Genomic DNA, 12,544 nt, shown 5'->3' with positions numbered 1-12,544 from the left:
GCTCAGCCGGCCAGGCGGGTCAGGATGGCGGGGCCGAGGTCGGTCACATCGCCCGCGCCCATGGTGAGAACAAGGTCACCGGGCTTGGTCATTCCGGCGATGAGGTCGGGGACGGCTGCCCGGTCACTCTCGGCGGTGACATCGGCACCGGCGGCGCGCGCGGCGTCGATGATCAAGGTGCTGGTGACGCCCGGGATCGGGTCCTCGCGGGCCGGATAGATGTCCAGGACGACGGAGGCGTCGGCGAGGGCGAGTGCCTGGCCCATTTCCGCGCCGAGCTCCTGGGTGCGGGAGAAGAGGTGCGGCTGGAAGACCACCAGGACCCGGGAGCTGTCCGCGACGGCGCCGCGGATGGCGTCGAGGTCGGCGGTCATCTCGGAGGGGTGGTGGGCATAGGAGTCGATGACCTGGACGCCGGCCGCCTCGCCCTTGAGCTGGAGGCGGCGCTTGACGCCGGTGTAGGTGCCGAGCGCGGAGGCGAGGTTGTGCGGCGGCAGGTCCAGGGCGACGCCGGCGGCGAGGGCGGCGACGGCGTTGTGGGCATAGTGCCGGCCGGGGACGGAGACGGTGAAGGTCAGGATCTTGCCGCTGGTGAGGGTGACGGTGACGTCGCTGGTCAGGCCGCGGGGGTTGACCTTGAGGATGCGGACGTCGGCGTCCCTGGACTCGCCGTAGGTGACGACCTCGATGTCGTAGCGGCCGGAGATCTTGTCGGTCAGCTCGCGGGCGCCGGGGTGGTCGGCGGAGATGACGAGGGTGCCACCGGGGCGGATGCGGCCGACGAAGGTCTCGAAGGACTCGTAGATCTCGTCCATCGAGGCGTAGTTGGCGTGGTGGTCCAGCTCGACGTTGAGGACGATGGCGACCTCGGGGGCGTACTTGTGGAAGCTGCGGTCGCTCTCGTCGGCTTCGGCTACGAAGATCTGGCCGGTGCCGTGTTCGGCGTTGGAGCCGGGGGCGTCCAGGTCGCCGCCGATGGCGTAGGACGGCTTGAGGCCGAGCGAGGTGAGGGAGACGGCCAGCATGGAGGTGGTGGTCGTCTTGCCGTGGGTGCCCGCCACGGCGATGGGGCGCAGGCCGTCCATGAGGGCGGCGAGGGCGTCGGAGCGGTGGACGACCGGGATGCCGCGCTCCTGGGCGGCGACGAGCTCGGGGTTGTCCGCGCGGATGGCGGAGGAGACCACGACGCTGGTGGCGTCCGCGGCGAGATGTCCGGCGGCGTGGCCGATGTGGACGGTGGCGCCGAGGTCGCGCAGGGCCTGGGCGGTCGCGGAATCCTTGGCGTCGCTGCCCGCCACCTTGGCGCCGCGCTGCGCGAGGATCTTGGCGATGCCCGACATGCCGGCTCCGCCGATACCGATGAAGTGCGGCCGGTCCATCGAGGCTGGGATGGCGGGTGCCATGGGTGGGTCTCCCTGAATCGTCATCGTCGCGTGCGGTGGTGCGGTGGTGCTGTCTGTCTGCGTGCGGTCGTGCTTCTGGTGATTCTCGCACTCGGCACCGACAGAGCGGGGCGCGACGGTCACTCGGGGGCGGTTCCGGGCGCTCAGCGGCGGATCAGGCCCTGTGCCGTGGCGGCCGCGACCGCCGAGGTGCGGGAGTCGACGCCCAGCTTGGCGTAGATGTGGACGAGGTGGGACTTGACGGTCGCCTGGCTGAGGAAGAGCTGTTTGCTGATCTGCGCGTTGGACAGGCCGTCGGCGACGAGCTGGAGGACCTCGGTCTCGCGGCGGGAGAGCGCGGTGGCGGGGGTGCGCATGCGGTCCATCAGGCGCAGCGCGATGGTGGGCGCGAGGGCGGACTTCCCGGCGGCGGCGGTGCGGACGGCGGCGGCGAGCTCCTCGGGCGGGGCGTCCTTGAGGAGGTAGCCGGTGGCGCCGGCCTCTATGGCGGCGAGGATGTCGACGTCGGTGTCGTACGTGGTCAGGACCAGGACGCGGGGGGCGCCCTCGCGGGCGGTGATCTCGGCGGTGGCCTGGGAGCCGAGCATCTTGCCGCCGAACTGGAGGTCCATCAGGACGACGTCGACATCGAGCTGGGCGGCGAGGCCTACGGCCCCTTCGGCGGTGGGGACGTCGGCGACGACCTCGAAGTCCGGTTCGGTCTCCAGGACGGCGCGCAGTCCGGCCCGTACGACGGGGTGGTCGTCGGCGAGCAGCAGCCGGATGGTGGGGGCACCTCCCTGCTCGAGCGGAGCCGAGAGCTTGGGGGAGTCCGTGGCGGTCACGTGGCGGCCTCCGGGGTGGCGGGTGCTGCGGGGCAGGGCAGGGTGACGGCGATGGCGGTGCCCTCTCCGGGGGCGGACTCCACGGCGAGGGTGCCGTGCAGGGCGCGGGCCCGGGCGCGCATGGCGGCGAGGCCGAAGCCGGCGCCGGAGGCGGCCGCGGAACCGGGGGCGGCCACCCGGGAGGGGACGAAGCCCGTTCCGTCGTCGACGACGTCCAGGGCGACCTCGGTGTCCATGTAGCTGAGGGTCAGCTCGACCCGTTCCGCGCCGGCGTGCTGGACGGTGTTGGCGAGCGCGGACTGGGCGATGCGCAGCAGGGCGACCTCGTGCGGGGTGGGGAGTTCGGTGGGGGCGCCGGAGACGTGGCAGTGCACGGCGAGGCCGGAGGCGCGGGCGGTGGTGGCGCAGAGCCGTTCCAGGGCGGCGGGCAGCGAGCCGGCCTCCAGGTCGGGCGGGCTGAGGGCGCGGACGAAGCGGCGGGCCTCGGCGAGGTTGTCGACGGCGGCGACACGGGCCTGCCGGACATGGCCGAGGGCCGTCTCGGGGCGCTCCGGTATGGCGCGTTCGGCGGCGCGCAGCAGCAGCTGGATGCTGGAGAGGCCCTGCGCGAGGGTGTCGTGGATCTCGCGGGCCAGACGCTCGCGCTCGGCGAGGACGCCGGCGGTGTGTTCGGCGGTGGCCAGGTCGCTGCGGGCGGCGGTGAGCTCCTCGATGAGGCGGCGGCGCGCCTCGCTCTCCCGGTAGAGCGCCTCGTAGCCCAGGACGACAGCGACCGCGACGGCCGCGCCGAGGGCGGGGCCGACGACCGTTCCGACGCTCAGGGTGTGGGTGTGCCATCCGAATCCGGCGATGGCGATGACGGTGGTGGCCACGACGGCGGGCAGTGCCCCGCGCAGCGGCAGCAGATGCAGCTGGACGAAGAAGAGCGGGAAGGCCAGCCAGATGCCGTCCGGGGTGAGGGCGAGAAGCAGCATCCACAGGAGCGCCACGGCGCCGAGCCAGAGGGCGGCGGCCGTGGTGGAGGTGCGGATGCGGGGCAGCGAGGGGCCCGCGGCGTAGAGGGCGAAGAGGGCGAGGGCGGTGATGATGACGGCCGGGGCGTCGGCAGCGTGGTCGGCAACCGCCCGCAAGGAGGCGAGCGCGAGCAGCGCGGCCACCATCAGGTGGAGGCAGGTGCGCAGCACCCGCAGCACGGGGGTGAGGGAGTGATCGCTCCCGGCTTTCTCGGTCACGGCCCTATCAGGCTAAGGGCCGCTCCGACCTGCGGCATCAATCGAAAGGTGGAGCGCCTGCTGATCGAAGGGCGGAGCGCGGGCCGCATCTTTCGATACGGGCGAACCAGACCCTGGTGCGATGCCACGGGCCCCTGCTTCGGGCGACGGTGGGACCAGTCGCCGGGCGGTGGGGCCCGGCGGCGCCGATCCGAGGATGGCAAAGCCTGTGTTCGTCGCGTGGAGAGACCTGAGGTTCGCCAAGGGGCGGTTCGCCCTGATGGGCACCGTCATTGTGCTGATCACGGTGCTGGTGGGCCTGCTGTCGGGCCTGACGGCGGGCCTGGGCCGGGAGAACACCTCGGCGATCACCGCGCTGCCCGCCGACCACCTGGTGTTCTCGGCGCCCGCCGAGGGCAGCGCCGTCTCGTTCAGCGACTCGCGGCTGCCGGAGCGGACCGCGCAGGGCTGGGCACGGGTGCCGGGCGTACGGCGCGCCGAGCCGCTGGGGATCGCCACGACGAAGGCGGAGGCGGGGAGCAGGACCGCGGCCGTGTCGGCGTTCGGCATAGGTTCCGGGTCGCCGCTGGCGCCGGGAGGGGTGTCGCCCGGTGACGGCGAGGCGGTGCTGTCCGAGAAGGCCGCGGATTCCCTGGGCGTACGGGCCGGCGGTTCGCTCACGCTGGGCGGCCGCACGGTCGAGGTGGCGGCGGTGACGGGTGCGGCGATGTACAGCCACACGCCCGTGGTCTGGACGTCGCTCAAGGGCTGGCGGCAGCTGGCCGGCGGCTCCGGTGGCGCGACCGTCCTGGCCCTGTCCACCACCGGTGCGGCCGATCTGGCCGCCGCCGACGAGAAGCTCGGCACCGAAACCGTCACGGCCGACGACGCGCTGAAGGCCATCGGCTCCTACAGCGCCGAGAACGGCTCCCTCCAGCTGATGCGCGGCTTCCTCTTCGCGATATCCGCGCTGGTCATCGGCGCCTTCTTCACGGTGTGGACGATCCAGCGCAGCGGCGATGTCGCCGTCCTGAAGGCGCTCGGCGCCTCGACCCGGTCCCTGCTGAAGGACGCGCTCGGCCAGGCCGTCGTCCTCCTGGTGATCGGTACGGGCCTGGGGACCGCGGTGGCGGCCGGGGTGGGCGCCGCCGTCGGGGGCACGGTGCCGTTCGTCCTCGACCCCGCCACAGTGCTGATACCGGCCCTGATCATGATCGCGCTGGGTGCCGTCGGCGCTGCCCTGTCCATCCGCCGCATCACGTCCGTAGACCCGCTGACCGCCCTGGGAAGTGCCCGATGAGCCTCGAGATGACCGATGTCACCCTCACCTACCCCGACGGCGGCGGCCGGCTGACCGCGCTGGACGCGGTGTCGCTGGAGGTGCCGGCCGGCCGGATGACGGCGGTGATCGGCCCGTCCGGCTCCGGCAAGTCGAGCCTGCTGGCGGTGGCCGCGACGCTGATCACCCCGGACCGCGGGCGGGTGGTGGTCAACGGCACGGACACCACGGGTCTGAGCCGTGCCGAGCTGACGGCGCTGCGCCGCACGACCATCGGCACGGTCTTCCAGCAGCCGAATCTGCTGCCGTCCCTGACGGCTGCCGAGCAGCTCCAGGTGATGGCCCACCTGGACGGCCGCTCACCCCGTAAGGCCAGGTCGCGGGCGCTGGAGCTGCTGGCGGCGGTCGGCCTGGAGGGTCAGGCCGACCGGCGGCCGCACCAGCTGTCGGGCGGTCAGCGGCAGCGGATCAACATCGCCCGGGCGCTGATGAACGAGCCGTCCGTCCTGCTGGTGGACGAGCCGACCAGCGCGCTCGACCACGAGCGGGGCGCCGCGGTGCTCGATCTGCTGACCACCCTCACCCATCAGCGCGCGACCGCGACGGTGCTGGTCACCCACGACCGTTCACATCTCGACGCGGCGGACGCGATGGCCGAGGTGCTGGACGGCCGGCTGAGCGTCCCGCTACGGACGTGAGAACGGGCCGCGGGTGTTGCCTGGGCCGTGTCGTCTAGCTTCCGCCCTTGGCGGGCTCGTCGGGTGCGTGCGAGAAGAGTTTGAGGACCGGCACGCCGACCTTGTGGCGGGCGCGGGAGGCCCAGTCGCGGTGGAAGAACTCCTCGACGAAGTGCGGGGCGGTCAGCACGATCACCTCGTCGGCGTGGGTCTGCTCGACCACGGACGTCAGTAGGTCAAGCGGGTGGTCCTCGACCACCTGTCCGACGGCCTCGGCCCCGGTGGCGCGCAGCGAGGCGAGGGTGTGGGACAGGGCGCGCTCGACGGGAAGCTCCGCGGTGATCTCCTCGCCCTCGCGCACCGCCTCGTCGAACTCCCCCAGCGCGACGTCGTCGATGGCCCGCAGCAGGACGTCCTGCTTGCCGCGCGGCTGCATCAGGACGACGAATGATCCCTGGTCATCGCCGTGCAGGGTGGTCACAAACTCCACGTCGGCGGGCGTCAGCGGCTTCTCGATCATCAATACGCTCGTGAACACGACGGACGCCCTTCTCCTCTTCGGGCCCGCATGGCACGGAGCCCACAGAAACCATCCTGCCCCGTCGCCACGCGGGACCTGTTGGCCTTTAGTGTGCCCAACCGGGGCTAAGCGGAACTGGTAATTCCGTTCATTGTCAGGACCGACGGTATCGGGTGAAGAGGAACCCGGCCTCCTCCAGAACGGACGCCAGCGCGAACCGTTCCGGAACCGCCACCGCGGGCCCGTTCATGATCCTCGGGGCGTCGCCGACGGCCACCACCGGAGCCAGCGACAGACACATCTCGTCCAGCGCCCCGGCCGCCGCGAACTGCCCCAGAAGCGACGGCCCGCCCTCGGTGAGCAGCCGCTCGAGCCCCCGCCCGGCGAGCACCCCGGCCACCCGCGCCGGGTCCACGCCCAGCCCTTCGCCCGCGAAGAGCACCTCGACGCCTGCCGCCCGCGCCTCGTTCACCCGGTCCGACGAGGCGCCCGCACCGGTCAGTACGAGGGTGGGGACCACGGGCGCGGCAAACAACGGCAGGGTGAAGTCCAGCCCCAGCCCCGCGGTCACCACGGCGATGGCGGGCGCCGGGCCCTGGCCCGCGGCGGCCCGCCGGGCGGCGAACGCCTCGCGGGCACGGGCAGGCCGGTAGCCCTCCTGCCGGACCGTTTCGGCGCCGACCACCACCGCATCCGCGAGGCCGCGCAGCACGCCGAAGATCCGCATATCGGCGTCGCTGGAGAGCGGCTGGGAGCGGCCCTCGTGATGGGCCGCGCCATCCATGGAGGAGACCATGTTCGCCCGCAGCCACCCGGTGCGGCCGGCCCGCGCCGGGTCGTCCGCCGCCGGGTACGCATAGGCGTCGGCCAGCTCGTCCAGCGTCCACTCGCGGTCCGTGGTGTCCGCCGGCACCGGCCCCGACGTGGGGTTCTCAGCGTCCCCGGCCCCTGTGGACGAGCCGGTGTGCTGGGCGGGCGGAGGAGTGAATGGCGGGTACAGGCGTCGCATGGCGGCAGTGTGACATGCCTCGCTCACCGGACCGAGGGGTCCCGCGGAGCGACTAGGCTGGACGGCTGTGTCGTCGTCTTCGCAGCCCTCGTCCTCGTCCTCCCAGCCCGCCCCGATATCCGGGGCGCCGGCTGACGGGAGCGACGCGGCCCCCGCCGCGCTCACCGCCCGAGCGCCGCATGTCCCCGCCGACCGTCTGGTCGCGGAGATGGTGCCGCCGCCCCGTTTCCAGGGCGCCCGCTTCGACACATACCTACCCGACGCGAACCAGCCCAGCCAGGCCGAGGCCGTCCAGGTGCTGAGCACCTTTGCCGCAAGCATCGGGGCCGGGGCCGGCGAAACCGCGAAGCGGCGCTGGTTCGCCAAGAAGCCCGCCGCCCCCAAGGGCCCCCGCGGTGTCTATCTGGACGGCGGCTACGGCGTCGGAAAGACCCACCTTCTCGCCTCCCTGTGGCACGCCACCGCCGCCCCGCCCGAGCGCAAGGCCTTCGGCACGTTCGTCGAGCTCACCAACCTCGTCGGCGCGCTCGGCTTCCAGCAGACCGTCCGCACCCTCGGCGAGCACAAACTGCTGTGCATCGACGAGTTCGAGCTGGACGACCCCGGTGACACGGTCCTGGTCTCCACCCTGCTCGGCAAGCTGGTCGACTCCGGCGTGGCGCTGGCCGCCACCTCCAACACGCTGCCCGGCAAGCTCGGCGAGGGCCGGTTCGCGGCCGTCGACTTCCTGCGCGAGATACAAGGACTCAGCGCCCATTTCCGCCCGCTGCGCATCGACGGCGAGGACTACCGTCACCGCGGCCTGCCGGAGGCGCCCGCCCCATTCGACGACGAGACCGTCACCCGCGTCGCATATGGCACCCCCGGCGCCTCGCTCGACGACTTCCCCTCCCTGCTGGACCACCTCTCCAGGGTCCACCCCAGCCGCTACGGGGCGATGTGCGACGGCATACAGGCCGTCTGCCTCACCGACGTCCAGGCGGTGCCCGACCAGTCCACCGCGCTGCGTCTGGTGGTCCTCGCCGACCGGCTCTACGACCGCGAGATACCGGTGCTGACCTCCGGCAAGGCCTTCGGCGAGCTGTTCAGCGACGAGATGCTGCGCGGCGGCTACCGGAAGAAGTACTTCCGAGCCATATCCCGGCTGACGGCGCTGGCCCGCGACGCGGGGGCGCTGGCCGGGCACCAGGCGGCCTAGGGGCTCTTGCCGTAGTGCCGGGCGAGGGCGTGGAACGCCTTCTTCGGCTCCCATGGCATGCCGGGATACGCCTGTGACGGGGTCCCGTCGAGGGTCTTCACGATGCCGAACGAGCCGAGGTCCAGGTCCGTGCGGGGGTCCGCCCGGTGCGGGAGCACGTCACAGGCGAAGCTGAACCAGAAGGTCGAGTCGACGCCCTCCGCCTCGAAGACCGGCAGCAACTCATCCATGTAGCGGACCTGTTCGCCCTCGTCCCGTACCGTCCCCGGCCGGATGGTGTGGTCCGGCTCGATGACGGTGAAGCCGGCGGCGCCGAACTGGAAGCCGCGCTGCTCCAGGCCGCCTGGGAGGAACTCCTCCCGGTCGGCTACCAGGAGCTGACGTACGAGGGCGTGGCGGCCCGTGCCCACACCAGCCGGACGGTGCTCTACCGGCGCTGGCCCCAGCGCCGCGATCTGGTCCTGGCCGCCCTGCGCCACCAGACGCCGCCGCTGGCCCCGCCCGCGCCGGACGCCGGGTCGCTGCGCGGCGATGTACTCGGACTGCTGCGTTTCATCGCCGCGAGGATGACCGATCTCGCACCGGTTCTCCAGGTGCTCACCGACGGCCGTACCCGCGACAGCGACCTCAGCGATTTTGTGGCGGACCGCACGCAGGAGGCCGGCGGGGACGCGATGGCGGCCGTGCTCGACCGCGCGGCGCGGCGAGGCGAGGTCGAGCCCTCCCGCCTTCCCGCCCGGGTCACCGCGCTGCCCGTCCACCTGGTGGTCGCCGAGACCCTGCTCACGCATCGCGCGCCGTCGGAAGCGGCCCTCACGGAAGTGGTGGACCAGATTTTCCTCCCGTTGGTCGGCCACTACGGGGCGCCGGAAGGGGGCGGATGAGGGCCGGCGAGTCCCTTCGGCCCCACGCGCATCCGGGGGAACGCTGGTTCGCCTGGTTCCCGGCGGCGGGTGCGCGTGGTACACACAACCGGGTCACGTCTCCTGTCCGCCAACAGGGAGTTGCCCATGTCTGCGACACGACGTCAGATCCTGGCAAGAACCGGCGCGTTGGGGGCGTCCATCGCCTTCGCCGGCAGCCTCTCGGAGATCTTCGCGGGGACCGCGACCGCCCAGAGCATGGGCAAGAGCGGCTACGGACCGCTGGTCCCCGACCCCGACGGCCTGCTCGACCTCCCCCAGGGTTTCCGCTACCGGGTCCTCTCCCGGGAGGGCGACCCGCTGCCCTCCGGCGAGGGCAAGGTCCCCAGCAACTGCGACGGTATGTCGGCGTTCCCCGGACGCCGCGGCGGCACCTACCTCGTCCGTAACCATGAGAACCGCACGAACTCCCGCTCCGCCGTCCCCCGGGTCCCCGATCTGACGTACGACCCCGGCGGCGAGGGCGGCTGTACGGCCCTGGAACTGGACCGGGACAACCAGGTGCGCTCCGAACGGGTCGCCATCGCCGGTACGTCCACCAACTGCGCGGGCGGCCACACCCCTTGGAACACCTGGCTGACCTGCGAGGAGACCGAGTTCCGGGCCGGGGAGGAGAACTACACCAAGGACCACGGGTTCATCTTCGAGGTCGATCCCTACGACCCGCGGCGCACCGGGGCCGTTCCGCTGACCGCGATGGGCCGCTTCCAGCACGAGGCCATCGCGGTGGACCCCGGCACCGGCACGGTCTACGAGACCGAGGACGCCTTCGAGAAGCCGTTCGGCCTCTTCTACCGCTTTCTGCCCGAGAAGCCGATGGGCGGCCGCGGCTCACTGCGGGCGGGCGGCCGACTCCAGGCGCTGCGGGTCCCCGGCGTGCCCGACCTGTCCACCGTCCAGGAGCCCGGCATCGCCTTCGACCGCGTCACCTGGGTGGACGTCCCCGACCCGCTCGCGCGCCGGACCCCGATCCGCTTCCAGGACTTCGGCCCCCAGGGCATCACTCATGCCCAGAAGCTGGAGGGCTGCTACTGGGGCGGCTCCTGCGTCTATTTCATCTCCAGCTTCGCGCACCGCGACGACGGCTCGATGGCCGACCACTACGGCCAGGTCTGGAAGTACGACCCGAAGCGGCGCCGGCTCAGCCTGGTCGTGGTCTTCGGCCCGGACACCGACCTCCAGCTCCCCGGCGAGTCCCCCGACAACATCTGCCTCGCACCCAGCGGCGGCCTGATGGTCTGCGAGGACGGCGAGGGCGCCCAGCATGTCTTCGGCCTCACCCGCTACGGCGAGGTGTACGCCATGGCCCGCGGCCGCCAGAACATCGGCACCCCGGAGAAGCCGGAGTGGGGCGAGTTCGCAGGCGTGACCTTCGCGCCCGACCACCGGACGATGTACGTCAACTGCTACACGCCGGGGACGACATTCGCCGTGACGGGTCCCTGGCACCACTGAGCCGCTGCCGGCCCGTTCCCGGCTAGCCGGAGCAGGCGGAGCGCTGGGCCTCCTGCCACTCGCACACCGGGCAGAGCACGATGCCGGGACGGTCGGCCGGATACTCCGTCGGCTTGCCGCACAGCACACAGTCCGCGTACGGCGGTCCCCCCGCGGGGCCGTCGTACGCGACACCGCCGGGAGCAAGGCAGTAGCCGGGCTCGGCGGGCTCGTCGGTGTCGTGCTTGCCGTTGGCGTGTCCGTCGAGGGCGTGTCCGTCGAGGGCGTGGTCGGTGTCCGACATGGCATCGAGGGTACGCCGGGGCGCCCGGTCAGCCACGCCGGGAGCTCAGCGCGCAGGCGGCAGCGACGGCCACCGCGGCTATTGGGACGGTCCCGGCGAGCGGCAGCCACGGGATGCTGACCGTGCCGTGTTCGGAGCCGGTGACCAGGCCGGTCACGGCGGCGTTGGCGGGCGAGGCACCCACGACGGACACCAGCAGCGCGGCGAGCATCCCGGCCGGTACGGCCAAGCCGGGGCTGCGCAGGACCGGCCAGTTGCACAGCGCGCCGACCGCCGTGCCGAGCAGCACACAGGACAGCGCGGTGAGCAGCCCGGCACCGGTGGCGGGCAGGAGGGGGATGGCGTGATGGTCCGAGGAGCGGGGATCGGACGTCAGGGCCACGAAGGCCGTACCCAGGATGCCCAGCAGCAGTGCGCCGGACATCCCGGTCAGCAGGCAGGCCAGGTGGACGCGGCCGGGGCCGGCGGCCGCCGCGACGCAGTTGCGGGCCGCCGGGGGCTCGTTGGTGACGCAGATCCTGGTCAGCCAGACGGCAATGGGCAGCAGCCCGGCGCCGGCCATGCCGTACGAGTCGAGGATCGGGCCGCCGGTCTGGATGCCGACGGCCACGAAGGCGGCGTAGAGGATGACCGGTGGCAGCCAGCGGTGCGAGCCGATGAGCAGGGCCGCCTGATAGCGGAGCAGGGCGGTCATGGGCGGGGTCCCTCGTCGGAGTCGTGGCCGGGGTGGTGGGCGGCGCCGTGGCCGGGGGTGCGTCCCGCACTGTGGGCAATGGGGCCGGCACCGTGGCCCGTCTGCTGGGCTTCGGGGCGCGGGGTGGCGGTGACCGAGCGGATGTGCCAGGGCGGGCGCGCGGTGAGCAGGGCCCGTAGCAGCGCGTCGGAGTGTGCGGCCGCCACGGTCAGCCGGGTCGTACCGTCCGGGCCCGGCGCCATTGCCGGTCTGCCGGGGAGTTCCGGGGCGCCGGTGGCGGGGCCGGCCCCGGCTTGCGGCACGCTGCCCGGCGGGCCCTCGGCCTCGATGACCACCCGGGGGCCGGCGGCCGCGGCCGTCTCCTCGGCCCGGCCGCGTTCCGCCGCCACCAGCCGGCCGTCCGCGACGCGGTAGCGCGCATCGGCCGCGCCGGCCAGGCGGCGCGGATCGTGGTCGACGAAGACAACGGTGCCGCCGTCGGCGACCCGCTCGGCGACCGCGCGGTCGAGGACATCGCGCGCCGCCTGGTCCAGGCCGGTCCAGGCCTCGTCCAGGACGAGGAGTTCGGGTTCGGCGAGCAGCGCCTGGGCGACCGCGACTTTCTGGCTGGTGCCCTTGGACAGCTGGGCCAGCGGTGTGATGCCGTGCCCGGCCGCCCCGAAACGGTCGAGCCAGGCGTCCGCGCGCCGGGCCGCCTCGGGGCCGCGCAGACCGTGGATGCGCCCCAGGTGGGTGAGATAGCCGCCGGCGGTGAAGGGCAGCGCCACCGGGAACCGCTCGGGCACATACGCGGCGCGCGGGCGGCCGGTGATGCGCCCGGTGGTGGGCCGGTCGATGCCCGCGAGCAGGCGCAGCAGGGTGGACTTTCCGCTGCCGTTGGTCCCCTCGATGCGCACCAGCCTCCGGGCGGGCACCTCGAGCTGCACGTCCCGCAGCACCCAGGGTCCCCGCACCCCGTAACGCCGCCCGACCCCGTCGAACCTCATGCCGTCCGGCACCTCCCCGTAGCCCGGTCCCAGGTTCCCCCGGCCCCCCGAAAACCCCGTCGCTCCCCCAACTCCGTCCACC

The 12,544-nt window shown here is 72.9% G+C and carries 14 protein-coding genes; 5 read left to right on the top strand and 9 right to left on the bottom strand.

Annotation, left to right across the window (positions count from 1 at the left end; genetic code table 11):
- Nucleotides 1–2 precede the first annotated feature (2 nt).
- From murC to AB0D04_RS07490, 3 genes are all read right to left on the bottom strand, one after another.
- Entirely contained in the window at nt 3–1,403 is a 1,401-nt protein-coding gene (gene murC, locus AB0D04_RS07500; RefSeq protein WP_362700354.1) for a UDP-N-acetylmuramate--L-alanine ligase, read from the bottom strand.
- Nucleotides 1,404–1,546: 143 nt separating this feature from the next.
- Complete coding sequence (locus tag AB0D04_RS07495; RefSeq protein ID WP_362700352.1) at nt 1,547–2,227, bottom strand: response regulator transcription factor; 681 nt, start codon at nt 2,225–2,227, stop codon at nt 1,547–1,549.
- Entirely contained in the window at nt 2,224–3,459 is a 1,236-nt protein-coding gene (locus AB0D04_RS07490; protein ID WP_362700350.1) for a sensor histidine kinase, read from the bottom strand. Before AB0D04_RS07490 ends, AB0D04_RS07495 begins: the two co-directional genes overlap by 4 nt.
- A gap of 208 nt (nt 3,460–3,667) precedes the next feature.
- Here AB0D04_RS07490 and AB0D04_RS07485 point away from each other — a divergent pair, with 208 nt between their 5' ends.
- Together AB0D04_RS07485 and AB0D04_RS07480 are read left to right on the top strand one after the other, a co-directional pair.
- Entirely contained in the window at nt 3,668–4,738 is a 1,071-nt protein-coding gene (locus tag AB0D04_RS07485; RefSeq protein WP_362700429.1) for an ABC transporter permease, read from the top strand.
- Nucleotides 4,735–5,415, top strand: a complete 681-nt coding sequence (locus tag AB0D04_RS07480; protein WP_362700348.1) for an ABC transporter ATP-binding protein — start codon at nt 4,735–4,737, stop codon at nt 5,413–5,415. Before AB0D04_RS07485 ends, AB0D04_RS07480 begins: the two co-directional genes overlap by 4 nt.
- A 34-nt stretch (nt 5,416–5,449) precedes the next feature.
- Here the strand turns inward: AB0D04_RS07480 and AB0D04_RS07475 are convergent, their stop codons facing one another.
- Together AB0D04_RS07475 and AB0D04_RS07470 are read right to left on the bottom strand one after the other, a co-directional pair.
- Nucleotides 5,450–5,914 (bottom strand): indole-3-glycerol phosphate synthase, encoded by a 465-nt coding sequence (locus AB0D04_RS07475; RefSeq protein ID WP_362700427.1) that lies wholly within the window; start codon nt 5,912–5,914, stop codon nt 5,450–5,452.
- A 154-nt stretch (nt 5,915–6,068) separates the two neighbouring features.
- Nucleotides 6,069–6,923 (bottom strand): dihydrofolate reductase family protein, encoded by an 855-nt coding sequence (locus tag AB0D04_RS07470; protein ID WP_362700346.1) that lies wholly within the window; start codon nt 6,921–6,923, stop codon nt 6,069–6,071.
- Nucleotides 6,924–7,038: 115 nt separating this feature from the next.
- On the opposite strand from AB0D04_RS07470, the gene zapE reads away from it, so the two are divergent.
- Nucleotides 7,039–8,121, top strand: a complete 1,083-nt coding sequence (gene zapE, locus AB0D04_RS07465) for a cell division protein ZapE (protein WP_362700425.1) — start codon at nt 7,039–7,041, stop codon at nt 8,119–8,121.
- Here the strand turns inward: zapE and AB0D04_RS07460 are convergent.
- Complete coding sequence (locus tag AB0D04_RS07460) at nt 8,118–8,531, bottom strand: hypothetical protein (protein WP_362700441.1); 414 nt, start codon at nt 8,529–8,531, stop codon at nt 8,118–8,120. The genes zapE and AB0D04_RS07460 overlap by 4 nt on opposite strands.
- Here AB0D04_RS07460 and AB0D04_RS07455 point away from each other — a divergent pair.
- Together AB0D04_RS07455 and AB0D04_RS07450 are read left to right on the top strand one after the other, a co-directional pair.
- Nucleotides 8,439–9,005, top strand: coding sequence for a TetR/AcrR family transcriptional regulator (locus AB0D04_RS07455; protein WP_362700423.1), 567 nt, complete (start codon nt 8,439–8,441; stop codon nt 9,003–9,005). The genes AB0D04_RS07460 and AB0D04_RS07455 overlap by 93 nt on opposite strands.
- 126 nt (nt 9,006–9,131) lie before the next feature.
- A complete protein-coding gene (locus tag AB0D04_RS07450) occupies nt 9,132–10,499 on the top strand; it encodes an alkaline phosphatase PhoX (protein ID WP_362700344.1) in 1,368 nt (455 codons plus the stop codon).
- A 22-nt stretch (nt 10,500–10,521) separates the two neighbouring features.
- Here AB0D04_RS07450 and AB0D04_RS07445 read toward each other — a convergent pair whose 3' ends face one another.
- Genes AB0D04_RS07445 through AB0D04_RS07435 form a run of 3 tightly spaced genes read right to left on the bottom strand, consistent with a single transcriptional unit; the run spans nt 10,522 to nt 12,462 of the window.
- Complete coding sequence (locus AB0D04_RS07445) at nt 10,522–10,782, bottom strand: hypothetical protein (RefSeq protein ID WP_362700342.1); 261 nt, start codon at nt 10,780–10,782, stop codon at nt 10,522–10,524.
- 28 nt (nt 10,783–10,810) lie between these two features.
- Nucleotides 10,811–11,476 (bottom strand): ABC transporter, encoded by a 666-nt coding sequence (locus tag AB0D04_RS07440; RefSeq protein ID WP_362700340.1) that lies wholly within the window; start codon nt 11,474–11,476, stop codon nt 10,811–10,813.
- Nucleotides 11,473–12,462 (bottom strand): ABC transporter ATP-binding protein, encoded by a 990-nt coding sequence (locus AB0D04_RS07435; RefSeq protein ID WP_362700339.1) that lies wholly within the window; start codon nt 12,460–12,462, stop codon nt 11,473–11,475. Before AB0D04_RS07435 ends, AB0D04_RS07440 begins: the two co-directional genes overlap by 4 nt.
- Between the last annotated feature and the right edge of the window lie 82 nt (nt 12,463–12,544).

It is taken from the genome of Streptomyces sp. NPDC048483 (genome assembly GCF_040651455.1).
Lineage (GTDB): Bacteria > Actinomycetota > Actinomycetes > Streptomycetales > Streptomycetaceae > Streptomyces.
This window is presented reverse-complemented; position numbering and strand designations above follow the sequence as displayed.

Bases quoted from the DNA above. Each gene is read 5' to 3' on its own strand.
- murC (WP_362700354.1), bottom strand. From the start codon at position 1,403: ATGGCACCCGCCATCCCAGCCTCGATGGACCGGCCGCACTTCATCGGT.
- AB0D04_RS07480 (WP_362700348.1), top strand. From the start codon at position 4,735: ATGAGCCTCGAGATGACCGATGTCACCCTCACCTACCCCGACGGCGGC.
- AB0D04_RS07475 (WP_362700427.1), bottom strand. From the start codon at position 5,914: ATGATCGAGAAGCCGCTGACGCCCGCCGACGTGGAGTTTGTGACCACC.
- AB0D04_RS07470 (WP_362700346.1), bottom strand. From the start codon at position 6,923: ATGCGACGCCTGTACCCGCCATTCACTCCTCCGCCCGCCCAGCACACC.
- AB0D04_RS07450 (WP_362700344.1), top strand. From the start codon at position 9,132: ATGTCTGCGACACGACGTCAGATCCTGGCAAGAACCGGCGCGTTGGGG.
- AB0D04_RS07445 (WP_362700342.1), bottom strand. From the start codon at position 10,782: ATGTCGGACACCGACCACGCCCTCGACGGACACGCCCTCGACGGACAC.
- AB0D04_RS07440 (WP_362700340.1), bottom strand. From the start codon at position 11,476: ATGACCGCCCTGCTCCGCTATCAGGCGGCCCTGCTCATCGGCTCGCAC.
- AB0D04_RS07435 (WP_362700339.1), bottom strand. From the start codon at position 12,462: ATGAGGTTCGACGGGGTCGGGCGGCGTTACGGGGTGCGGGGACCCTGG.